Below are 22049 nucleotides of genomic sequence, written 5' to 3'. Positions count from 1 at the left end.
AACCGCCTGATAAAAGAAATATTACAACAATAAATAATCACAACATCATAGGCTAATTAGCATGTATTACGAGAATAATAAGAAAGTCGTGAGAGCGGGGTACGCCCCAATTGAAGAAGAACAAGATGGCGCGAATGTCCAACCTCAACAACCTGTACAAGAGACGCCCGATCCCGAACCAGAATATGAAATCAATCTAAAAATCCATTGCACGAATGAGGAGCTAAACTCTCTCCAGACTGGACAATGGTCTTTGGGGAGCACTGAGCTTGAAGCGCCAGTGTCACAATGGTCAAAAGAGGAGACACATGAGAAAACAAGCGTTCTGACCGCTCATTGTTTTCAAAGTGAAGAAAAGGTGCTCCACCATGAACTCTTCGCCAAACATCATACGACTTGCTTCGACGTTATACCTAAACCCAAAGGTACCGAACACATTAACGCCGAATTTATACCGGTAAAGTTAGCAATCAAAGCACACGATAGTAAATTGGCATTTCCGACAACGGGCTACTTTTATCACTTTATTAGTGGAAAGCTAAGCCGTGAGTATCGTATAGCTGGAGAAGGGCTTTCAATATTTCAGCCAACGTTGTCTGAAGCATCAAAATTGGATGATGAGCTTTTAACTAAAAACCAATTAACGAGTGTTTTGCTTCCATACAAACGAGAAGATGCCCCTGTACCCGATCAGCATTTTCTATATCGCTTGGAAAAACTTAGCCAAGATCAGCTCAATGCAGTGACCACTCAATGGCTCGACGAACACGCACTTAAACTGGAAATGGACGACATAGTTGCCGCAAGAACGTCAGTATTAGAGAAACGACCTGAAACAGAGCAGGGCGCTGAAGTATGGCCCCCTTTAAAGCAGTTTAAAGCCGTTCACCCATTTGGCGATATATGGGGTCAATTCAAACAACATCAGCTTAGTGAAACCATGGTTAATGTCATGCAGAGTCATTCTATTCCTGACAATGTTCCTGTATTGATCCTCCCAGTCACGAAAGAGGAACAGCTACGCCAATACTGTACAAAGTTTGACAACTTTATTTTCTTTTTTCCAAACTCCCCTAACTTTGGTGAGCAAGGAATTAACCTTAGAGCCATTAATGAATTCAAAAGTTACTTCAATAAGCCACCAAGATTTATAATCCTCACTGACGATGACGAGGAAAGTACAGGCTTTACTCAGACGGTGAGCTTCAAAGCCAAATGGAAAGGCGACTACAAAATAGACAGTCAACTACAATCGTTTTATCAAGAGTTTGGCGGTGAAGGGGCCATAGTCCAGAAAAACGCAAAAAATCAAACCGTACTTAAGCTCGCATCTAACATTGAAGGTTGTCCAACCAATGCGTCTGAGCTAGGTGAGGCGCTAACTGCATTTAGTGAAGGTCAAGCGGTAGTTTACACAATGTCCGATGATACCCACGGCCCAGAAAAGACCGGGTTATTTGAAAACTATTCGGAATACCCACTTGAAGGCACTTTTACTTTCGTTCTCACTCAAGAAGGTAAAGATACCGCACAAGATAAGTTTAAAAAGCTTTGCCCTGACTGGGAACAGCAGTCGTTTGACTTTGAAAGGCTTATCGATAAAAGAACTCATCGAGGTAAAACCCTATTATTGTCTGGTGCGAGGGATTCTTATGCACAGGTTGCAGGCTATGATTCCGGTGAGGTTACTGAGGTACACATGAGGGATAAGGATCACAAGCCCGATAAACGTACAATCTATGAAAATGGCAAAGAAAAAGACTACCCGTGTGGCATAGATGACAACGCAATTTATCGAACACTGATTTCCGACAATGCGATAAAAGAGTCTGAATTACCTCAAGCTATCCAGAATGGACTTAACTCGATACTGAATAACGATCAACTCTACCTAGTTTACAACTATGGTTACCATCAGGTACCAGCAGAACATCGTCAAGATCTGATTGAAACACAACACTACGCATTCGAAAACTTGAGTAATAAAGCCGTTGTACTTGTTGTGGGAGACAAACACATCCCTGATTTGGGCTCTTATGATTCTATCTCTATTGATAGCCCTGATTTGATTGAAGCTCTCAACAGTCCTTCAAATAGGGCTCTATTTGTAACAGTAGGTAGATTGCCGGCTAGTGTAAATAACTACCTGATAAAGAAAGTTAACCTAGTTTTAGCTGAAGGAAAAGGTTCAATATCAATAGCTCAAGAGTTTGGTGTCAACTATGTCATTCTTCCTCAAGAAAGCGGTCTAAAGACGGACTACCATTCCTCTGGAAAAGAGTTAGTCGAATGTTCAAATAATTTATATACCCCTTGTGACGGCGCCAAGTTACTTAGAAAAATAGCAGAGGGGGCTTACGCTTCATCATATAAAGCAATGTGTAGCGAGCAAAGCCTAATATTAGAAACCTTCTCGGGCTTGTATCAAAGTAGTTTTGGACCTTTAGACAAAGCTTAATTTTTGAATAACGAACACATTGACATTGCTCAGAGTGTATACGAGGATGAAATTATGAATAGAGATCTTAAGCGCCACTCAAACCGAATTACCATCATTCCATAGGAATGGTGGGAAGCAGTACGCGTTAGATTTTTAAAACCCACCGAATCGAGGTGGGTTTTCTGTATCTGCCTCGTGGGTTCAGTCCTACAATAAGGAGGTAACATGAAGAAAATCGCAGTTTTTGGCAAGCCAGGAAGCGGAAAATCAGCGCTGAGCAAACAATTGGCACGCGAGACAGGCATTGAATTGCATCAACTTGATTCGATCGTCTACAAGAAAAATGGTGAGCAGATTGATGTAGAAACGTTCAAAGATGCCCATAACAATATCCTCGAAACCGAAAGTTGGATAATCGACGGACTTGGGCCAATAGAGTCGTTTAACCAGAGACTAGATGAAGCTGACACCTTGGTTTACATCGATCTTCCGTACATCACGAGTTATTGGCTCGTCACCAAGAGGCTTTTAAAAGGGTTAATAGTTAAACCTGAAGGTTGGCCAGATGGAAGCTCAATCTGGAATGGCACAATCCAAAGTTATCGATTCTTAAATCTCAGCCCAAAGTTTTGGAATGACAAGTTCATGCATAGGTTAGAATCCATTTCGACAAACAAATCTCTACACGTCATCCGATCCATTTCAGAGTTAAACAATTTTGCACGTGACCACATCAAGTAATGGGTTTAAGAAGATTCGTAATATACAACTTAATCATCGATAGATGGTTAAGTTGTATATTAGGTATTTTATGGTAAATCCAATTATGTTGAATGGATTTCGAAAAAGAGAGGAGTAATGGCAATAAAAGAGTTAGATTTCACGTAGACGAACACCACATTTAACATAATATACATAATGCGCACTCATAACATTAATTTAGTCAGGATATAGCCTTGGTCTATAAAAGTGGTTTTCTTCGGTCCGCTTTAAGGTTCCACTATAAAGTGGAACCTTAATCATATAGTACTAGCTAGTTCACTCTAGCTCTTCAACATGAATAGACATGAATTGACTCACTGATTTTTCTAGTTCACTAATATCTTTCCACTTAATTGAGTTATCAGGAAGTTGTTCCTCAAACAGGATTCCATCAAGCAACGACTTAATCGTGCTGTAATGTTCTTTTTGATTAATTTTCTCAATTGCATTTAATGGTTTACCACCTTCTACTGATTCTCCAAAATAAGCGACTTCAAAGTTAACTAAAGATGCGTACACTGTAGAATGCTCAGTCATCGCGTCTTGTATTTTCTTGTTGTTTGTCCATGCTGGGTTAGCTATTTCTTGACGCTCGATGTATTCTCGCCCCGAGTCATCAGTTTTTGTTTTTCTCCTGAAGGTCCTTTGAACATCAGTATCGTGGAGGACGAAATACTTCTTCTTAAAGTGGTTTAGTATTTTCATCAAAGAGGCTATTTGAACTTTTCCACGCGCTCTTATAATCAATAAGTCACTATAAGCCTCGTTTCCTAACTCTTTTTCTTTCTCAATAATGTAGTTGAATGCAGAATATTCTGTATCACCCTCTACTAGTAGAACTTTGCCTCCAAAGAAGAATTCAAGCATATGTGGATCAACTAGGTTCAGTAGCTTTAGATTCTCTTTTTCGTCCGTTGTTAAGCTGATGCTCTCAGGTCGATAAAGTGTTGTCGCTTGTATTACATCAGTAGCATTTTTCTCAACTCTTACTATGGTTGTATGATCGCGAGTTAAATCTATAAACTGAGGCGAGTGAGTTGTAAGCATGACTTGCCAACGTTCTGTCTCTGGTAAGCTATATAACACATCGCACGCTTCACGAATTGCTTTTGGATGAAGACTAATTTCGGGCTCATCCATGAGTAACAAATGACTTCTCCCTTCCTCTATTTTCTGATATTTATTGCCTCGCGTGGCTTGCTTTGCTTGATAGCCCATTTCAGCGATTGTTTTTAAAACAGCCCAAAGGATTGTTCTTCTAGCTCCACTTCCATGGTTTTCAATTGGTAACATTATTTTTTTGTCGCCAAATGATATGTTTATGTCGCTAGAGTCGAATACTTTTAGAGAATCGTCACTGTAAGATTCATCGATAGTAAATTTAAATTCATAACCAGGGATAACACGCTCTACAATTTGTGTAATGTTTTCCGATATACCACCTACCTCAGCTTTACTCACATCAGTAAATTCTTTTTTTAATGCGTCGAACTTGTTCACTAGTGAGTTGTAATCGTCAGGACTCGTGGTCGGTTTGTAATTTCTGATACGATCTTCGAGCAAAACGTTTACAATTTGTTTAACTGCCTCAGATTGTGTCTCAGGTGAGTCAAATGTGCTAACTCTATGCGCTTTTGGTCTTCTTGCTGAAGCAACATTATCGGTAGCCCAAGGCATTTTAGGTTTGTCGTCGTCTGCAGCCCACTCCCCTTTGTCTACCCTCATGCCGACACGTGATGGCTTATCCTTTGTATTTTTCCATATCCAGCGCTCTTTAACCAAAAATCGGTCTTCTCCGATAGGCTCACACCACAGATCTATCTTTGGTGCTGTAGCTCCGTCTACCAATGTATGTATTTCTACCTCTGGTAAATTTTCTGAATCAATCTTTTTGTTATAAAAATCATCAAGAGACATTTTCTCACTGGAAACTGCTAGCTCATATGCTCGTAGAATAGTACTTTTTCCAGCATTATTGCCCCCGACCAAAACAACGATATCATCCAAATCAACAGTGACAGCTTCACTGCCTATACATCGGAAATTTTTCACTTTGAGTGAATATAATTTAGGAAACCTTCGGCTCATTTAAACTCCCCTTATCAGTATGTTAAAAAAGGCTGCTCAAAAACTTTAAGGCATAATAGAACGGCGCTCGTGTATTAGTTAATGACCCAGATCATGAATGCATGTGAAACTAGTGGCACTATTTCAACTGGTGAGAAAATCCCAATAAAACGCTTGAAAGAGCTATCGATTTCTACTATTCAAAACTGCACGATATAGTCTTGGTGTAAGACAAGAAAAGTTGCTTTCTCTAGGCTGGTCTAACTTACACAGAAACAAACCTCTTTTTTGGGAATTATTCGTTGGCCGGTATAGCGGGAAATTAAGGTCGAGAAATACGGTTACAATTGGAAGCAATTAACCCCACCACAGAGGACACCCTAAGTGGTGGGAGTGATTTATTGGAGGTATCTAAAAGTTATTTGAGACTCCAGTTTCGTCTCTCATCTTCACTCATACCAGCAATGATCTCGTTGAAAATATCAATGAATTCGCAACTAACATTTCCAAATGATTGGTAGTTTGTTAGCAGATACCTTTTTACAGTTTTAGGCCAATTACCAGCTTTATGCCCTTCTATTATGGCCATTTTTGCGTCCTGGAAATTGGTATTAGACCTAAGCTCAGTGATTCTATTTTCAAAGTCCCCATACCCCCACTCATCAATTCGTTTTTCAAATTCATCAAGTGCTTTTAGTTTGTATTGCGCAATTGCCATATTTATAACCTCTTTCGCTGTTGAGTATTCGCATTTTGAAATGGCTTCATGTGCCCATAGCCAACCCAAACCAAAGGGCAAATTATGCCTCTTCCAAATGATCGCCGACGATAACAACGAGTAACATCACACTCAATAATATATGCAATTTTATTAATATAAAAACTAATAATTTTATATAAATCAATTTATTATGCAAACTCAAAAGAAATTTCACTGAAATGATTCATTTGAGTATATGCCCTAAGGTCGACTTGTCAGAATCCCCAGCCACTTTGCCGTCTTCTTCATCCGTCGCGGCCATAGAGTTAACTACATCTATGCACTACTTTTATACCGAGCCTCCATAATACTCATTACATGACGGACATTTGTGGTGGCCGAATGTAGTAAATGCTCCAGTAACTTTGCTCAAACGAATTTGCTGACTTCTTACCTCATAGCAAGCGGAACAAAATGGTCCATCCTCATCTTCTGTGTAGTAAGCGAAACCTTTATAAACAAGGTCATTTAAGTTACTTCCTTGAGAGTTTTTAAGTTCATTGATTTTTGTTTTTAGTTGGAAATTTTCCTCCATCACTTCAGCCAAGGCGAGTTTTGTATCAGCCAATTCTAAATTGAGATCTGCAAGCAGATTTTTGAACTCTGCATCCTCTATATTTTTACTAATTTCACGCAAACGCTTTGCCAAACTTATTGCTTGACCAATAGAACCGATTACATCACTCATAATTTACTCCAAACATGAACACAAAAAATGCACTACGCTAACTTTGAAAATAAATACATCCATTTCTTCTAACTTAGAAGTGCTAATTAGATTAATGAGGCAAAACCTACTAGGCTGCGAGCTACGCGTTCGGCGGGGTATTGACCACATGGTCTGGAACCGCTTGGGCCATTGCTCGAAGCATAAGAGGGGCTGATACACCAATATTTACTGCCAAAAGAGGGCTTAAATATGTATCTGAAGCTACATAGACTTGTGCTAATCCTCCCCCTAAAATGGGTAAGACAAAAAACGGAATCCAATAGAACACATCGTTCTTGGTCCTGCTGCACCTGTCTTTATCCAGTTGATGTCGGTTTTGAGCGCCGCAATCGTCCCCGCGCTTGAGACGACGCCCGTGATTAAGGAAATGAGCATTGCGTCCAGTAGTCCCATCATTGCCCCCTGAACTTACCTGAGAAGAACTCGAGTAAGTAGCGAACCATGGCGCGCATGCCAAGGGTATCGATGACGACCGCGCCAACGACATACCAATAGGGTTCGGGAATAGCCTGTAGCGCCTCGAAGCCTTGTTCGACATACGGCGCGTAATCAGGAATGAATGACAATCATAAGCGGAATAAAGACAACAAGCAGGATAAACTCGTCTTTGAAGCCGCGCTCTTTGATACTGACTTCATCGAGGCTACTGGTTGGGTTTCGCCTCTTTTTGTAGCCGCCTGATGTTTCTTCTGGTCTAGTTTGGCGTTAAATTATGTTCTCTTGGAACTTATACAGCTGTACATACTTACATCCCTGAAGTTAATTCTTAGTACAACTCTGATAGTTGTCGGGCGTGCAGTAAGTCATCGGGATGTACATCATCTCCTCTACGGCTTGTTTGTTCACAAGTTTGTAGAGGGTCAATATTGCTTGCCTGCCCATCTCGTAGGGGTTTTGGCCGACATTGCCGTGCGCTAGGTTGTCTTTTAGATACACGAGTTGTTCTTGGGCTGTGTCTGCTGTGATGATAACGATGTCTTTGTCGAGTATGGCCTGTTTGTGGGGGGTAACGACATCTCTATATTCTTCTAAAAACTGAGTCCAGCCCCCTACGGCCACGATGGCGTTAATTTCGCGTTCCTGATAAGAGTTGAGTACGTTTTTGAGATCCTCAAGGGCCCTATCAAACTGACCGAAATTGTGAAGTGGTTTACTAAACTCCGTCCAGCCGTTCTCTCCTTTTAGGCGCTCACCAGGAGGTAGCTCGTACTCTTTGCCTGATAGCGCTGAGCGTATTCCCATCACTCTGAGATTTAAATTCGGTGAATCAGGCCGACCGCTTTGAATAAGGATAGTCCCGCCATTCGGTAGTTGAGACTTAAGTTGCTCACCCAGCGCCTTTCCTAAATCAAAGTCGTTAGTGCCTATATAAGCCGCTCTTAATTTCGGATACCTAGCTAAAGTTTCTGTTGAGAAGTCAGCATCATAAGTGATCACCGGAATACCAAGTTCTTGCACTTTCTGCATACTGTGTTCAAGCATAAACTTACCCTGAGGCACCGCAATAGCAATACCGTCTACGCCTTCATCCAGCAAGTCAGAAATGATTTTGTCTTGCTTACGTATATCTACGCTTTTAGGGCCTCGATAAACGCATTCTACATTCTTGAGCTCTTTTGCAGCAGCCATGCAGCCTTCTCGGCTTGCCTCAAAAAATGGGTTGTTCTCTTCTTTGGGGACGACGGCAAAACGCAATAGCTTTGATTCAGAAAGGCTAGCAAAGCTGAGTAACAGAGTGAAAATAGTCATGTTTCTTATATAGCTGATCATGCTAACCCTACCCTTAATATGCTTTAGAGTTTTACCTATATTAAAAAGTTAGCTCATAAAGCGAATTTTGGGAGTGAACTTAGGTAGCTATTGCACCAACCTTGCCTATGTAAATCTATGTAAGCATGACTTTTTCATATTCAATTATTTTGATAAAGTTCATTGTTATTGCGTTCATGTATGCATAGTGACTCACAAGATGAGTAAAAAATGCGCATGACTATGTTGCATCTATAGACAACGGATTATTTCGAATGGATACCATTAACCAGCCAGACAGTAAAGCCATTGCTTGTGAAGATCATTTGATCATCTGGTTCTGGGAAGCCCATATGCATAAGAAAGGCTTGGCACAAAAGGCCATATTGGCCGAGCTGAGAAGGCTTGGAGATCTGTTGGTTAAAATCAGGCATGATAAAACCAATTTTTTGCTGCCAAGTTCCCGACTTGAGTTAGTGAATGACGTCGTACAGCACACCTTATTGCTCGGTGACAAGTTTTACGAAAAGCATGAGTATTTTGTTCAAGAGATACGTGAGCTGATTGATGAGCATTATAAGAAGCATTTATTTGTAGAGTATGTTTGATTTCTCTAGTTTGGTAACGATGCATCATTGCCCTACTTTGTGAAAATGCGCCATCACATCATCGTTTGCTCTTAAACACTCATACGTTCCCAGAGGTTTCATGTTTATAGGTGAAGTTTCCCGCAAAACCGGCTTGTCGATAAAAGCCATCAGGCTTTACGAAGAGTTAGGGCTTATCCAAACGCCACAGCGCCAAGGGCGCTACAGAATCTACAAACATTCAGATGTGGACATTCTTAACCTAATTGTTCAGGCAAAGCTTCTCGGAGTTAAACTTTCTGAGCTTAAGGGCATCATCGTCTACAAGAACAATCAAGTTGACTGGCAGCGCATTGAAGGCTTTCTGGTTGAGGTAAGAAAAAGATTATTGCGAGAACAAACGCTACTCGCCGAAAGGCTTAAAAATGTAGAGTCCTGTATTGAAGCGATCAATTCATGTGAATAGTGATTGACTCTCCCCTTATGGGCAGACTTTACACTCATGATCTCACTCAAAGGAGGAAGATCATGAGAAACGTATTAATACTAAACGGTAACCCAAAGCAACAAAGCCTTTGCCACACAATATCTAATACTTATCAAAGCGGTTTGACACCCGTTCATAACATTCGTCGATTAGATTTAGAATCAATGGCTTTTGACCCAGACCTCTCTGGTGGATACGACTCTTCGAAAACGCTTGAGCCTAGTTTGCTAGAGTTTCAAAAGATGCTTCTCTGGGCGGACCATATCACGATTGTGAGCCCAATTTGGTGGGGAGGCATACCAGCTAAACTTAAAGGCTTGATGGACCGCTCTCTTCTACCTGGATTCGCTTTTAAATATGAAAGTGGCAACCCAAACGTAATTCCACTTTTAGAAGGTAAAACATCTCAACTAATTCTGACGATGGATGCTCCAGAAGAATACGCTCAAGTGCAGGCAGATCCAGTTTTGGCACAGCTGAATCAATTTACGCTTCAATTTTGTGGGATAGAGTGTTTAGAACCGGTTTTTCTATGTTCTGCCAGTTTTGTAGATAACGACAAGATCGTGGATTGGCAAGCAAACGTGCGCGAACTAGCATCTCGAATGGTTTAGCTGTTTGGGCGAATAACATTGAACGTTATTCGCCGTATTAATGATCTACTGATTTTCTATTTTATCGATGTTGTTTAGAGTACAAGACTCAGTACCCGCAGGTGACGTCACCACCACTTTTTGAAAGCCAACAACTAAATTGTGCTGCACAGTACCGCTTTTGTATGTCACTACATCGGCACTGTTAATCCCCTTTGCTTTCACGTCCTTTTTCCCTTCGGCAGACGTACAAACCATGGTGCATCCTCCCATTTTACAGGTAATGTGAGTCATGAATTCAATGTTTGGATTATTCGCCGCCATCGCGGGAAATGTGGAGCCGATCAATAGAGCGATAAGAGATATTTTTTGCATAATTTACCTAATTAGCATTTACGGCGTAAAGATGAGCAGTCTAGCTCTCACTAACCACCTGTTCAACAGGTTTTATAGACACAAAATGTGACATCGTCACCTATGGTATTTGATATTTACTCTAAATACTTATTTCCTTGATTTGAAAACGTATCGTCTCTTAATTCTTCAATTTCGCTCCAAATTTTTCTCGCCAATTCAGGGTTCACATCAACAAAATCGTGGCTCAATACTAGGTAGTAATTCTTCGTTGTAATCGCAGGTTGGACTTGTTTAATGTTGCTGATTTTCTGACTACTCAAAAACTGCTGAGCCATCGTATCTTGGACAGCAATGGCGGATAAACGATCCAATTGCAGCATATTAAACAGTTGTTCAGTTGTTTTGACTTCGTGAACTTTTAGCTGCTTCTTCTTTAGCTCTCTGACAATAGAAAAACCCAAGTGCGCACCGACCTTTTGATCGGTGTCTGCTAGGTTCTCTCCATCCCAATTGAGTTGTTTGTCGTCAAGTGTATAGAAGTAATACCCTATGGTAGCGATACGTTTACTCCCATCAGGTTTACCATCACTTGTTGGATAGCGAGCATATTTCGCCCGTTGTGAGTTGTAGGAAAAGATGAACCCTCCATCGACTTTCCCTGCTCCTATATCTTGCAGAACGCGTTTACCTGGAAGGCGTATATACTCGATGTTAAGGTCTAATTTCTTGGCAACTTGGTTAAGTACATCCAACGCTAAGCCAGGCGGATTGGCAACGTCAGCGCCATCTCCCATTTGAAACGGATAAGATTCAACATCTGAGTAAGCCAGCCTGATCGTTGTTGTGGCTGAAACATGAATGGAAATAGAAGCCATCGCCAGAAAGAGGCACAGTTTGCGAGTAAGTTGATTCATACGCTCTACCTTTCACTTAACTAAAGAAAGCATAGAGCGTGATCGTGTGAATGTCCTATAAATTCTTCGCAGATACAAACACGTAGCTTGCTGATACCTTCCATTTTAATACATTACGGCTGATCGATGATTTCGTTAATGAAGTCATACTTATCTGACTCATATTTTGTTATCCAATGCGCACCCTGCGCTGGCGCAGAATCCAGTGTAAACAAATAGAAGTCGATGCCTTTGTCACCCATAACTCGGGTAAAGTATGTGGCCTGTTTACGGTGGCTTTCGTCCGTGTAAGGAATCTGCTTAGCGGATTTTTTTAAGTCATCATCAAACCAGCTATGAACTCCTATTTGCTGAGCCATTTCAATCCGACCTACATCACTGGCTCGCTCCAGAGTACGCTTGTTCCCTGCAGCAAAGAGGTCTGTGCCTCCAGAGAATACGGAGCCATTCTCAGTGACCAACGTATTCATATTGTTGTCTTTGATCAGCAAGCCTGTATACATATTGATGTCGTCATCCGCGCTACCACCAATATGGCTGTCAAATACCATGGTCATTGGTGTTCCCTGATATTGATCCACTATTGATTGTAATTGAGTGAAAGTAGTCACACCTAATGTCGACTCAATACGTTGTTGGCAATGACCACCGCACACTGCATCATTATAAAAGTCATCAAATGCAAACGATGTTTTTATCTTTACTTCTGCTGGCGTCACAATCGGAGTCAAGATGGTAGAGCCGATCATCGTAAGGTACTCAAGTGCCTCTTGGTGATACTCCAAGCGCAGGGTTTTCATGCCCAATTGTGTTTGCGATTCCACCAAGCTTTTGTTCGAGGACACTGCAATTTTCTTGGGGCCACAATCAAAGCTATCAAGTTCATTTTTATCAGAGTAAATAAGGCACCTTGCATCGGCATCTGACATGTCATCAATCATTAAAGTGACGGTTTTTCCTGATACACTTTCTAGTTGCACTAACGTATCCCGACCATACTCATCAGCGTATATTATCTTGGAGTATGTTTGTCCTTCATAGGTTAGTTGCATAGAGCTAAGTATTGGTAACCTCTCTGCAAGCAATTCTGCACGCTCCTGAGCACTAAACACGTAATCGGCCTTAGGCTTATCTTTTACAAGCGATTTAAACATGGAGTCTGAGCTGACCCCAGCTAGCGTCACCATTGGAACGGTTAGTAACGTGAGCAGTTTTATATTCATATGCATTCCTGTTGCTAATTAATAATCAGGAGCAATATAAATGGATAAAATGTAAGTTACTGTCGGTGATATGTAGTCTTTATGTAAGTTGATGTTTTACTAGATAAATGGAAACACATGAATGGTGATAGTAAAAAGCACCGCTCATAAGATGAGCGGTGAAAAAGTGGAGCTTCCAATCGCTATAGCCTTGGATGAAAGCATGTAACATGATTGGCGACATAGCATCTGCCTGATTGCCAAGAGCAAGATAACCGTGCGATGTTTCAATCCGATGGCTGAAAAACTTCAGGAAAATGACAATGCATCGTGTCTATGCGTTAGGCGAAAAAAAGGCTCATGACTGAGCCTAGAAACTTTCATAGAAAGTGATCGTAAGGTGTCTTCAGGATATTTCCGTTCAACATATTCACCATAGCCATAGCCTCATGAATAACAAAAATATCATTAGCTTTGCATGTGAACTAACCCGAAGTAAACCTGTTCACAAATCATTGCTCTACGTGAAGATGAGAAGTGGTTAAAAGTTTAGAGTTTCGTCATTAAATTGAATTTGCAATGGTACATCTTGTTGGCTAGGAGCTTAGATAAGCCAGAAAATGACGTTCTGTCGAGGATGTTGTCGAACTAGGGGGCCGAAACGAGTACAGCTCTAAACAGACATGCTTAAAGGTAAAAATAAAAAAGAACCGGCTCATTAAGAGCCGGCCTGCTTACCCGAAACAGCAAACGTAAGGCACTTGGATTATTACCAAGGCCCGCTTACAGTAACAAATTCATTTTTTTATGAAAGCAGTCACAATGCATCTCTGTGAGGCTCGTTCAGCAAAAAGCTTGGCATATAGACACTTGAATCTATATAAGTCGATTAACGGTCATTTATATAGAAATAATCTTTATGTTTTAATCACAATCAATACTTTAAATTTTTAAAATGAATCGATCAAAGTTTTAAATTCAATTACTTATATGCATAATCATTAATAATCTAGCAATAATCCAAATTTAATACATGTAAGACCAGTTAGTGATATAAATACTTATAATTGAGAAGTTAATCCCAAAACTTTTTTCATCAAACTCGTAAATGAAGCTCTAGTCAAACAAGCCAATGTTGCGAATGCCGTGCCACATAATATTGCTAAAGAGGTTAATCTTATGTTGCATTTTTAGCGGGTGCATAACTGGAATGATCGCATTACTGTTAAAACTAGGTTCACCAACCGTTACATAGTGAGGTCAAGATGAAAGTACTAATTCAATATACTCAAACTGGTAAATACCGTGATCAAGCTTGGGAAGCATATACACTAAAAGCTAAAGGCGATGTTCATGCTGTCACCCCTTCATACGCGGCACAGCTCATCAAACAAAACAAAGCAAACCTGTTTACGACGGACGACTCTGATATCGTTATCGAATCATGATAAAAAAGAAGCTCTCAACGACAGCGCTGAGAGCTTCTTTTTTATTAACATGAACAAACAACCTATTTTTGCTTCATGAATGCCACCGCTAGCCCAGATGCAATGAAAGTGGCTCCAGCCCCTAGATTCATTGATGTCACAAGCTTAGGTTTACGATGAAACCAATCTGAGAGTTGAAATGAAAAAACACCCATTAACGAAAAACCAAATCCGGTAAGTACAGCAAACCATACTCCATAACCTATCATTTGTATGGTGACTGATCCCAAATCGGGGTTAACAAACTGCGGGATAAACGCTAACACGAACATGCCAGGTTTTGGATTCAACGATGCAGACAAGAATCCAGTCGAAAATATCACTTTCAATGGTTGTTTTTTAGCTGGTTCCAACGTAAACAACTGACGATTTCGAATAACCTTAACGCCCAACCATATCAGGTAACCTGCTCCAACCGTTTTGACAATGTAAAAAGCTAACTCTGAAGTCTGAATTAAGACGGTCAAACCAAATGTTGCAGCCAAGACGTGAAACAGTATACCTGTACCGGAGGCACTACCTGATACCACAGCAGCTAACTTTCCTTGGCTTAACCCTCGCCCTATTGCCAGCAAATTATCTGGCCCAGGAGATAAAACGAGCACAATACAAGCAAGTGTGTAAGTTACAAAGACATCCATCGGAAACATTACTTATGACTCCTTTGGCGCGAATTGTTCAAAAACCTGTTGTGCGGTCATCTTATGAGATCCTGAATTCAGCTCATAGTAACCTGGCTTCTCATCGACAAAGATTTCGTTTTTAAGTGAAAAGCTATGTTCTTGGAACAAGCCCACCGACAAGACGTATTCATCACCAGGTATAAGATAATAGAAAAGATGGGTACCACAGGTGGAACAGAAACCTCGCTCTGCCCATTCCGAAGACCGATAGCGTTTTATCGAGTTTCCGGAAAACTGAACTTTCGAGTGGCAATGTATTGCATGTAATGGTCCACCACTCCATTGTCGGCACATATTGCAATGACACAAACTGACTTCATGTTCTTCCTCAGCCTGCACTTCAACAGAACCACACAGACAAGTACCTTTCATTATGCATACTCCCTCAAATCAATAATGACATTCATCACTTTAATAAAACCTGAGAGATAATGTGCAAACGTAATCATAACTCGTGTGTAACATCACGGAATTGTACTTTCAGCTTTCTACTGGCTGAATTTGTCGGAGGTAACACTCTGAGCCTTCAGTAAGTTATGGCTAACCTATTTACAGATTAGCAAATATTTTTAGTTATAGTGCTTTAGAAAGTATACTATTTAGCCTAAGAACTTAACTCAATGCGCCCTGGATGACTGCTGCGAATGGCCTTTAATGCATCTGGCGGCATTTGTACGTTAGCGAACCAAAAAGGTTTATGTTTCTCAACAAATACGTTGCTACGCTCAAGAGCATCGTATATCGAGTAAGCCTGAGCTTGAGCCAATGCAACACCATAAGGGCTCCTCTCTAACATCGGAGTATCTTCCAAATCTTCTAAGAGAGCATTTTTTAAATGTACGTTTGTAGGTGACCAATCTATAAACTCAACGACTTTACGCGTTAGTGATTTTTCTAAGCCAATAATAACATCAGGGAGAATGCTCATTATTGGCTTAATTTCTGCGCAAGCGTAATATTCTTCACGAAGATTTTTATCACGATAGAACTGCATTCGCTCAACCAATGCATCCTCAAACATCATTGGAAAGTTGTTCACTATGGCAAACTGGCTAATAGTTCGTAAAGTGCCAATTGCTACCCCCTGTTCTGGCGATCTGACTTCGGCTTCTTCCAAGCGAAATCGAGTAACATTTGCAGTCAAAATCATATGCTGCCATAGCTTAGGGGCAATCAGTTTGGTAGTAGGCTCATCCCATCTGAGTAAAGGCTTAACCATTAGTATTGGAAACAGAATTCGGCTATTGTCGATCCCTAGAAGTCCTATCGCCATCTTCGTGTCGGTAAAACTCCTTACAGATTTTCCGAGGCGGGCACAAAACTTGGGATTCTTACCCAGTTCGAAAAGATTGTTTTTCAGTTGGTTATCGTTTACGGCTAAAACGTCAAGTTTGCTGTAACTTACCGAAGGCGAATAAGCAGTACTCAAAAAATATGAAAAATCGGGAAAACGTCCAAAGAGCTTTAAAACCTCCAGCTCAGATAGTTTGTCCATCATTCTATTAATAGCGGATTCTGAAATGTCCCCGATTACGTTTTCATGTATCTTTTGCCTTTCTTCAGCCGCTTGACGCCTCTCCTCGACTTTACTGCTTTCACACTCGAGTAGCAGCCGCTGGTTTTTCATTACGCGCTCTTTCTCGTTAAGGATCACTGTATCGCAAAACTCGCTCTGACGACTAAGCACAGAATCTACATCAGACTGATCAAGCACATACTTTATACTTACCAGCCATTTGGCATAACGTTCTCTAGTCGATGCCGCAATTTTGCTCGCAAGCTGATTAGCCTCTTCATTGTATTTCTTATTAGTGAGTAACAAGTGTAAAAGCTCTGCTCTGGGTGATAGATGTAATACTAGTACAACATGCCGCTCCATTTACTGATATGCCAAAAAATGAATGAATAAAAACCACTGCCTTTGTAAAAGAAAAGCCCCCAGTAATTAGCTGGGGGCTTTCTAGGTGTAACTGATCTTAATGTGCTTTCTTTTTGCCTTTAGAGCGAAAGCCTTGATGTGGAAATACGTTTCTTATCCGTTGCTGCACTTTCTTAGGAACTTGCTTTGAAAAAACCAACTTGGAACCTGTGCGTTGCTGATAGACTTTCAGCTCACCATCAAAAGGATCGCGCTCTGCAATATCTAATATATTGTGGCGAAAAGTTGGAGGAAAGTGCCCTTTTTCTTTGGTGATGTGCCCAGACTTAAACTGAACACGCAACACTGGCCTATCAACCGCCACTAACCAGAATACAACAATTGCAGCAACCAAAATCACGTAAAGCATACATGCTCCTTAGTCTAGTAACTTACTCAAATCCTCTTTGAGGCTATTGACCGCTTTGCTGGCTTTCTCACTGCGTGATGCTTCAGATAGCAAGTATTCAATGGCATCAGACAATGTACAGCCCAGTTCGTTTGCGCGAGTCGAAAGCTTCTCCCAAACGCGATAATCCAAATCGATTGATTTTTTCTTGGTATGGATTTGCTCCGCGTTAAAATGGCGCTTACGCTTAGCACGGATGGCTTGCTTGAGCTTATTATCCAACTCAAGCGACATATGCTGCTCAATCCACTCCAACACTTTTGTTGGCTCATGCTCTAAATGGCGCAATTCATTAACCGCGGCCTCTGCTTCACTCGTATCAACATACCGAGTTATCGCCTCTCCATTTTTCCATTTACTGATGAGATACGTCCACTTCCAACCACATTCTAAATTTTCAAGTTGTTGATATTTCATTGTAAGCAGTTTCCATTCAATTTGGGTGACAGCGTAACTCAGCATCACATTAGTTACAATCTTTATTGTAGAAAAATCGACCTAGATCATCACATTAAATTCGCTATGTCATACTTAGCCGTTTTTCTATATAATTTCTGACCTTTTCAAGTACATGAATACTGTTAATGATCCAAGAAAGCTGGCGTGCAGTCACTCCACAATACACAAGTTATGACGATGTAATATCGAGATTTGAAAGCCTACCCGATGTAGGTTTTCTCGACGTTCAGCCTCGATTAAAACAAGCCTTATCTACCTTTGCTGCTATCAAAGGTTTCGCCAGAATTCTCGTTGTAAACTCGCCAGATAACGCTTTCTACCGTTCTAATGTTAAGCGTAGTTTATCTTTCGTTTCTGACAGTAACGTCATTTCCACAGAAAGCATCAACATAAACGAACTTCTTGGTACCTATTCGTGTAATAAATCTGGCGAAATTATCGCGCACAAGAAAGGATTGTTAGCCAAAGCTGATGGTGGATTCTTGATCGTTTCCGCTAATATGCTTCTCGCTAACCCAAGCAGTTGGCCTGTATTCAAGTCGGTTTTTCTAGGTGAGAGTGTTAGCCCAATCAATACGACACCACGTAATATTGCTAACGATATTCCAAGCAACTCTTATGACGTAAAACTCGTTGTCGTTGGCGACAGAGATCAGATCGCTGACCTAGAATACATGGACGATGAACTTTATACTGGCTTAGCTTCTTATACAGAGATAGAGCACGAAATCACGTTAAGTGAACAATCCATCGAACTGTATTTGGGTTACTTGTCGTCTCTGTTAAAAGAACACCGCCTGCCAACTCTCTCTTCTGAGGCAATTCATAGATTAATGGTTGCAGGAGCTAGGTACACTGAAGATCAGCGCTATATGCCGATCGAGCCTTTGTGGTACCTATCAATATTTCAAGAGGCTTCACTTCATGCCAATGAGCAAGTCATTGATGAGAGTGCACTAGATAAGGCATTAGATGCAAAGTACCAGCGTGAGTCTTACCTACCCGAGCGCGCCTTATCAGACATATTAGATGGCCAGGTAATAATTGAAACTCAAGGTGAATGCGTTGGCCAGGTTAATGGTTTAACTGTCATTGATGTTTCCGGACACCCGCTTTCATATGGTGAACCAGCACGTATTTCATGTGTTATCCATTTTGGTGATGGCGATATTTCCGATGTGGAACGGAAAGCTGAGCTAGGTGGTAACCTCCATGCAAAAGGCATGATGATCATGCAAGCATTTGTCTCAAGCGCGCTTCAATTGGATGAGCCGTTGCCTTATTCGGCTTCAGTTGTATTTGAACAGTCCTATTGTGAGGTTGATGGCGACAGCGCCACACTCGCGGAATTGTGCTCTTTTGTGAGTGCCCTATCTGAATATCCAATTAATCAACAGATCGCAGTCACTGGTGCGGTAGATCAATTTGGTCGCGTTCAAGCAGTTGGTGGCCTAAATGAGAAAATTGAAGGTTTCTATCGTGTTTGTAAGCACCAAGGCTTTACAGGTAAACAAGGCGTCATCCTCCCTAAAACGAATCTAAAACACTTAGCCCTTCATAAAGATGTAGTAGAAAGCATTAAAAATGATGAGTTTCACATCTGGTCTGTCGAAACCGTTGATGAAGCAATCCCCATCATTATGGGCAAGCCTTTCCGCGGCGATGATGAAACAAGCGTGATTCATAAGATCGCAGAACGAATTGAAAACTTTGAAAAACATGAACTTCCTCAAGGATTTGTGGAGCGCATCAAAAACTGGTTCTCTTAGAACAAAGATTAGTCACATTTAGACTGATCGGAGTTGTTTGGCGTACACGTGTTCACTAACATGCTGCTATCAAAATTTGGAGTAATTGATAATGCAAAACAAACGTGATTCTTATAACCGCGAAGATCTACTAGCTTCAAGCCAAGGCGAACTATTTGGCCCAGGCTACCCTCAGCTTCCAGCACCAAACATGCTGATGATGGATCGCGTGACTAAGATGTCTGAAACTGAAGGTGATTTCGGTAAAGGTCTGATTCTAGCAGAACTCGATATTACTCCAGATCTATGGTTCTTTGATTGCCACTTCCCTGGTGACCCAGTAATGCCTGGCTGTCTAGGCCTTGACGCAATGTGGCAGCTAGTGGGCTTCTTCCTTGGCTGGGTTGGCGGTAAAGGTAAAGGCCGTGCTCTTGGTGTTGGCGAAGTGAAGTTCACGGGTCAAATTCTACCGACAGCGAAGAAAGTCACATATGAGATTCATATGAAGCGTGTTGTAAATCGCAAGCTTGTTATGGGCCTAGCTGACGGTCGTGTACTTGTTGATGGAAAAGAGATCTACGTAGCGAAAGATCTTAAAGTTGGCTTGTTCCAAGACACGTCTGCTTTCTAATTTGAAATACTTTTAAAAGCGACTCTCTTGAGTCGCTTTTTTGTCATCAAAATATTTAGTTATAGTGCGTTAAGCAACTAAACAAAAACCCCAATTGCTGGGGCTTTTGTTTGTTCCTTATGTCGTATGTGGATTGAGTCTTTTATTTGTAGAGACCAGAGTGTTTGTCTTCCCTGGCATCGCGCCAACCACCGAGCCAATAAGATCGAGCATCCATCTGTTGGTAAGGACATGAGTCCGTTGAGCGGCCGTTTAAGCCTGCTTTATAGCCTTGAGACTGAGCTCTTTCTAAGCGGTCACGCTTTTGTCTCTTCATAGTGTCGTCCTCATACATAAAGTTTTTCTAACGTACTACTATTAACTTTTTGTGGAGCTTTTATGACTCCACAATTAAGAATCGATCAAAAATCCGCCTTTCTCAAGGTATAAAAAAGGCACAGATCCAAAAATGTGAACCTGTGCCCTAGATTAAAATTTAACCTATTTTCTACGGAACCCTAAGAAACCAAGTAGAGTCAGAGCTAGGAAGCCCAGTGAACCACCTTGGCGATCAACTTTGTCTTCTTGAGTTACAGGGCGAGCTTGGATGTCAGAAGCCGTTGCACCATTAATAGGAACAAGTTTAACTGCGACGATCTTTTCTGAGCCGTCTATACCACCATTACATTTTGAATCAATAGCCGTAGTTTCATATCCACCTGAACAATAAAGAGCAGTGCCCGAAATTACACCCGAATCGTTAATGTCCGTCGCATCTATAATACGAAATTGGTTGTTTGTCGATGAGCTACTACCATCATTTGTAAGATCATCTAAGTACCAAGCTCTGTTATTCAGAGGAGCTTTCGCATTTGAGCTTAATGGCGCAATGAATGCTCTTTGAGATCTAGGCTTACCACCACCGCTTTCCTGATGGGTTTGGTTGTCTATCGCCCCGACAGCCTCGTCGTTATTATTGATAGCACCGGCTTTACCATTTGCGCCAGAGAAGAATATTGAGCCGGAGAATTCACTGTAACTACTATTGGGATTAGCAGGGTCTGTTATGTAAAACAGACTGTTTGCATAAGCACCATTTAATGGCGTCGCATACTTGACTTCACCTATCGCAATACCATTGGTATTTATCGAAGTCAGAATAGAGTTAAGATAATTACTTTCATTTTGGAATCGGCTCACAAAGCTAGTTGATATGCTATCCAAGTCAGTCAAATTAAAGACAGCGGCGACCGGCTTTTCATCTGAATCAGAGTTGTAACCTACAGCATATGTGGTACCTGATACATCAGCCAGATCACGTGCACTCCCTTGTGGCATGCTGCGTCCATCTTCACCTACATCTGAAACCCAATTTATACGTTTTAAAGTACTACCGTTCCAAACAGCTCCATAAGAATAATAGTCGTTCGTATTGTTGGTTGACTGCTTAGAAACGCTACCTACATAAAGACTGCCGGATTTAGCCCACACTTTGCTCTGATCATAACCAGTCGAATCTAGTGATGTGTCCGAATATGCAACGGTGCGGTTTTTCAGACTTCCACCATAATAAGTACCGATCGCATCTCCAGTGCCAGACGCAAAACTATTTACAATCACATTATTTTCAGCGCTCTGGACTTGAGATGATCCACTTTCAATATACGCCATTGAATTGTTTACAGTAGAGCTTTCTCGAGCATATCCGTTGGTATATTGATCTGTAGCCCAATCATCGCAAAGAGTACTATTGTAGCCTAAATAGCTACCACAGTAGCTAGTAAAACCATCATAACCCTCTTCTAATAGATCATAACCAAACTCGTAGCGAAACGGTGCTTCATCTCGATAGTTAAAACCTTCGTAATACAACTTTTCTTCATAAGCAATTTGCGAAGTCGTCTGAGTACAGGCATTTCCCCAACAATCCGTGCTTCCAGGCTCGATAGCTACGCCATATGTTTTGGCATTACCATTGACCACCGGTTGGTAATCATAAACATTATATATTGCGGCGTGCGCCCCAAAAGAAGCGGCTACGGCTAATGTAATGGACGATAGTTTAAAGATTTTACTACTCATTGTTT

Annotated in this window: 23 protein-coding genes and 1 pseudogene; 8 read left to right on the top strand and 16 right to left on the bottom strand. The window is 41.1% G+C overall.

The window, feature by feature from the left end:
• Positions 1–61 precede the first annotated feature (61 nt).
• Together FIU99_RS08025 and FIU99_RS08020 are read left to right on the top strand one after the other, a co-directional pair.
• Complete coding sequence (locus FIU99_RS08025; protein WP_152472168.1) at positions 62–2458, top strand: hypothetical protein; 2397 nt, start codon at positions 62–64, stop codon at positions 2456–2458.
• Between the two features lie 207 nt (positions 2459–2665).
• On the top strand, positions 2666–3181 hold the full coding sequence (locus FIU99_RS08020) for an adenylate kinase (protein ID WP_152472167.1): 516 nt from the start codon (positions 2666–2668) through the stop codon (positions 3179–3181).
• Between the two features lie 297 nt (positions 3182–3478).
• Here the strand turns inward: FIU99_RS08020 and FIU99_RS08015 are convergent, their stop codons facing one another.
• From FIU99_RS08015 to FIU99_RS08000, 6 genes and pseudogenes are all read right to left on the bottom strand, one after another.
• Complete coding sequence (locus tag FIU99_RS08015) at positions 3479–5290, bottom strand: ATP-dependent endonuclease (RefSeq protein ID WP_152472166.1); 1812 nt, start codon at positions 5288–5290, stop codon at positions 3479–3481.
• A 397-nt stretch (positions 5291–5687) separates the two neighbouring features.
• Entirely contained in the window at positions 5688–5987 is a 300-nt protein-coding gene (locus FIU99_RS08010) for a hypothetical protein (protein WP_152472165.1), read from the bottom strand.
• A 331-nt stretch (positions 5988–6318) separates the two neighbouring features.
• Complete coding sequence (locus FIU99_RS08005) at positions 6319–6717, bottom strand: hypothetical protein (RefSeq protein ID WP_152472164.1); 399 nt, start codon at positions 6715–6717, stop codon at positions 6319–6321.
• A 270-nt stretch (positions 6718–6987) separates the two neighbouring features.
• Positions 6988–7155 (bottom strand): hypothetical protein, encoded by a 168-nt coding sequence (locus tag FIU99_RS27325; RefSeq protein WP_172974050.1) that lies wholly within the window; start codon positions 7153–7155, stop codon positions 6988–6990.
• A pseudogene (locus tag FIU99_RS27745) lies at positions 7152–7460 on the bottom strand (hypothetical protein); the annotation flags it as partial. The pseudogene FIU99_RS27745 and the gene FIU99_RS27325, both read right to left, overlap by 4 nt.
• Before the next feature lie 58 nt (positions 7461–7518).
• Positions 7519–8529 (bottom strand): substrate-binding domain-containing protein, encoded by a 1011-nt coding sequence (locus FIU99_RS08000; RefSeq protein WP_152472163.1) that lies wholly within the window; start codon positions 8527–8529, stop codon positions 7519–7521.
• Between the two features lie 254 nt (positions 8530–8783).
• Here FIU99_RS08000 and FIU99_RS07995 point away from each other — a divergent pair, with 254 nt between their 5' ends.
• The 3 genes from FIU99_RS07995 (at position 8784) to FIU99_RS07985 (ending at position 10196) form a co-directional block, all read left to right on the top strand.
• Positions 8784–9116: a hypothetical protein gene (locus tag FIU99_RS07995; RefSeq protein WP_006962185.1), complete on the top strand. Its 333-nt coding sequence runs from the start codon at positions 8784–8786 to the stop codon at positions 9114–9116.
• Positions 9117–9216: 100 nt separating this feature from the next.
• Complete coding sequence (locus tag FIU99_RS07990) at positions 9217–9561, top strand: MerR family transcriptional regulator (RefSeq protein WP_099609268.1); 345 nt, start codon at positions 9217–9219, stop codon at positions 9559–9561.
• 62 nt (positions 9562–9623) lie between these two features.
• The gene (locus FIU99_RS07985) at positions 9624–10196 is read left to right on the top strand and encodes an NAD(P)H-dependent oxidoreductase (protein WP_152472162.1); all 573 of its coding nucleotides are present in this window, start codon (positions 9624–9626) and stop codon (positions 10194–10196) included.
• Between the two features lie 45 nt (positions 10197–10241).
• Here FIU99_RS07985 and FIU99_RS07980 read toward each other — a convergent pair whose 3' ends face one another.
• The 3 genes from FIU99_RS07980 to FIU99_RS07970 form a co-directional block, all read right to left on the bottom strand.
• Entirely contained in the window at positions 10242–10550 is a 309-nt protein-coding gene (locus tag FIU99_RS07980; protein ID WP_019276071.1) for a hypothetical protein, read from the bottom strand.
• Positions 10551–10666: 116 nt separating this feature from the next.
• Positions 10667–11446, bottom strand: a complete 780-nt coding sequence (locus FIU99_RS07975; RefSeq protein ID WP_081305514.1) for an ABC transporter substrate-binding protein — start codon at positions 11444–11446, stop codon at positions 10667–10669.
• A 113-nt stretch (positions 11447–11559) separates the two neighbouring features.
• Complete coding sequence (locus FIU99_RS07970) at positions 11560–12669, bottom strand: hypothetical protein (protein ID WP_152472161.1); 1110 nt, start codon at positions 12667–12669, stop codon at positions 11560–11562.
• A gap of 1244 nt (positions 12670–13913) precedes the next feature.
• Between FIU99_RS07970 and FIU99_RS07965 the strand changes: the two genes are divergently transcribed.
• Positions 13914–14096 (top strand): hypothetical protein, encoded by a 183-nt coding sequence (locus tag FIU99_RS07965; RefSeq protein ID WP_006962169.1) that lies wholly within the window; start codon positions 13914–13916, stop codon positions 14094–14096.
• Positions 14097–14158: 62 nt separating this feature from the next.
• On the opposite strand, the gene FIU99_RS07960 is transcribed toward FIU99_RS07965, so the two are convergent.
• From FIU99_RS07960 to matP, 5 genes are all read right to left on the bottom strand, one after another.
• On the bottom strand, positions 14159–14785 hold the full coding sequence (locus FIU99_RS07960) for a LysE family translocator (protein WP_039952383.1): 627 nt from the start codon (positions 14783–14785) through the stop codon (positions 14159–14161).
• A 3-nt stretch (positions 14786–14788) separates the two neighbouring features.
• Positions 14789–15190 (bottom strand): GFA family protein, encoded by a 402-nt coding sequence (locus FIU99_RS07955; RefSeq protein WP_043007955.1) that lies wholly within the window; start codon positions 15188–15190, stop codon positions 14789–14791.
• A gap of 232 nt (positions 15191–15422) precedes the next feature.
• Positions 15423–16640, bottom strand: a complete 1218-nt coding sequence (locus tag FIU99_RS07950) for an HDOD domain-containing protein (protein ID WP_039952612.1) — start codon at positions 16638–16640, stop codon at positions 15423–15425.
• A gap of 154 nt (positions 16641–16794) precedes the next feature.
• Positions 16795–17106, bottom strand: a complete 312-nt coding sequence (locus FIU99_RS07945; protein ID WP_006962158.1) for a DUF3634 family protein — start codon at positions 17104–17106, stop codon at positions 16795–16797.
• Positions 17107–17115: 9 nt separating this feature from the next.
• The gene (gene matP, locus FIU99_RS07940) at positions 17116–17562 is read right to left on the bottom strand and encodes a macrodomain Ter protein MatP (protein ID WP_006962156.1); all 447 of its coding nucleotides are present in this window, start codon (positions 17560–17562) and stop codon (positions 17116–17118) included.
• 167 nt (positions 17563–17729) lie between these two features.
• Here matP and FIU99_RS07935 point away from each other — a divergent pair, with 167 nt between their 5' ends.
• Both FIU99_RS07935 and fabA read left to right on the top strand, forming a co-directional pair.
• Positions 17730–19373 (top strand): Lon protease family protein, encoded by a 1644-nt coding sequence (locus FIU99_RS07935; RefSeq protein WP_006962154.1) that lies wholly within the window; start codon positions 17730–17732, stop codon positions 19371–19373.
• Between the two features lie 91 nt (positions 19374–19464).
• Positions 19465–19983, top strand: coding sequence for a bifunctional 3-hydroxydecanoyl-ACP dehydratase/trans-2-decenoyl-ACP isomerase (gene fabA, locus FIU99_RS07930; protein WP_004743352.1), 519 nt, complete (start codon positions 19465–19467; stop codon positions 19981–19983).
• Positions 19984–20125: 142 nt separating this feature from the next.
• Here fabA and rmf read toward each other — a convergent pair whose 3' ends face one another.
• Together rmf and FIU99_RS07920 are read right to left on the bottom strand one after the other, a co-directional pair.
• Positions 20126–20299, bottom strand: a complete 174-nt coding sequence (gene rmf, locus FIU99_RS07925) for a ribosome modulation factor (protein ID WP_006962151.1) — start codon at positions 20297–20299, stop codon at positions 20126–20128.
• A 164-nt stretch (positions 20300–20463) separates the two neighbouring features.
• Positions 20464–22044: a DUF3466 family protein gene (locus tag FIU99_RS07920; protein ID WP_006962149.1), complete on the bottom strand. Its 1581-nt coding sequence runs from the start codon at positions 22042–22044 to the stop codon at positions 20464–20466.
• Between the last annotated feature and the right edge of the window lie 5 nt (positions 22045–22049).

This window comes from Vibrio sp. THAF64, assembly GCF_009363455.1.
Classification (GTDB): domain Bacteria; phylum Pseudomonadota; class Gammaproteobacteria; order Enterobacterales; family Vibrionaceae; genus Vibrio; species Vibrio coralliilyticus.
The sequence above is the reverse complement of the archived record's forward strand: the minus strand, read 5'-3'. Positions and strand labels throughout refer to the sequence as shown.

Excerpts from the sequence above, each read along its gene's own strand:
- FIU99_RS07985 (WP_152472162.1), top strand. The coding sequence starts at position 9,624 with ATGAGAAACGTATTAATACTAAACGGTAACCCAAAGCAACAAAGCCTT.
- FIU99_RS07990 (WP_099609268.1), top strand. The coding sequence starts at position 9,217 with ATGTTTATAGGTGAAGTTTCCCGCAAAACCGGCTTGTCGATAAAAGCC.
- FIU99_RS27325 (WP_172974050.1), bottom strand. The coding sequence starts at position 7,155 with ATGATGGGACTACTGGACGCAATGCTCATTTCCTTAATCACGGGCGTC.
- rmf (WP_006962151.1), bottom strand. The coding sequence starts at position 20,299 with ATGAAGAGACAAAAGCGTGACCGCTTAGAAAGAGCTCAGTCTCAAGGC.
- FIU99_RS08015 (WP_152472166.1), bottom strand. The coding sequence starts at position 5,290 with ATGAGCCGAAGGTTTCCTAAATTATATTCACTCAAAGTGAAAAATTTC.
- FIU99_RS07920 (WP_006962149.1), bottom strand. The coding sequence starts at position 22,044 with ATGAGTAGTAAAATCTTTAAACTATCGTCCATTACATTAGCCGTAGCC.
- FIU99_RS07955 (WP_043007955.1), bottom strand. The coding sequence starts at position 15,190 with ATGAAAGGTACTTGTCTGTGTGGTTCTGTTGAAGTGCAGGCTGAGGAA.
- FIU99_RS07995 (WP_006962185.1), top strand. The coding sequence starts at position 8,784 with ATGGATACCATTAACCAGCCAGACAGTAAAGCCATTGCTTGTGAAGAT.
- FIU99_RS07965 (WP_006962169.1), top strand. The coding sequence starts at position 13,914 with ATGAAAGTACTAATTCAATATACTCAAACTGGTAAATACCGTGATCAA.
- FIU99_RS07975 (WP_081305514.1), bottom strand. The coding sequence starts at position 11,446 with ATGAATCAACTTACTCGCAAACTGTGCCTCTTTCTGGCGATGGCTTCT.
- FIU99_RS07960 (WP_039952383.1), bottom strand. The coding sequence starts at position 14,785 with ATGTTTCCGATGGATGTCTTTGTAACTTACACACTTGCTTGTATTGTG.
- FIU99_RS08020 (WP_152472167.1), top strand. The coding sequence starts at position 2,666 with ATGAAGAAAATCGCAGTTTTTGGCAAGCCAGGAAGCGGAAAATCAGCG.
- FIU99_RS07980 (WP_019276071.1), bottom strand. The coding sequence starts at position 10,550 with ATGCAAAAAATATCTCTTATCGCTCTATTGATCGGCTCCACATTTCCC.
- matP (WP_006962156.1), bottom strand. The coding sequence starts at position 17,562 with ATGAAATATCAACAACTTGAAAATTTAGAATGTGGTTGGAAGTGGACG.
- FIU99_RS07945 (WP_006962158.1), bottom strand. The coding sequence starts at position 17,106 with ATGCTTTACGTGATTTTGGTTGCTGCAATTGTTGTATTCTGGTTAGTG.
- FIU99_RS08010 (WP_152472165.1), bottom strand. The coding sequence starts at position 5,987 with ATGGCAATTGCGCAATACAAACTAAAAGCACTTGATGAATTTGAAAAA.
- fabA (WP_004743352.1), top strand. The coding sequence starts at position 19,465 with ATGCAAAACAAACGTGATTCTTATAACCGCGAAGATCTACTAGCTTCA.
- FIU99_RS08025 (WP_152472168.1), top strand. The coding sequence starts at position 62 with ATGTATTACGAGAATAATAAGAAAGTCGTGAGAGCGGGGTACGCCCCA.
- FIU99_RS07935 (WP_006962154.1), top strand. The coding sequence starts at position 17,730 with ATGATCCAAGAAAGCTGGCGTGCAGTCACTCCACAATACACAAGTTAT.
- FIU99_RS07970 (WP_152472161.1), bottom strand. The coding sequence starts at position 12,669 with ATGAATATAAAACTGCTCACGTTACTAACCGTTCCAATGGTGACGCTA.
- FIU99_RS08005 (WP_152472164.1), bottom strand. The coding sequence starts at position 6,717 with ATGAGTGATGTAATCGGTTCTATTGGTCAAGCAATAAGTTTGGCAAAG.
- FIU99_RS08000 (WP_152472163.1), bottom strand. The coding sequence starts at position 8,529 with ATGATCAGCTATATAAGAAACATGACTATTTTCACTCTGTTACTCAGC.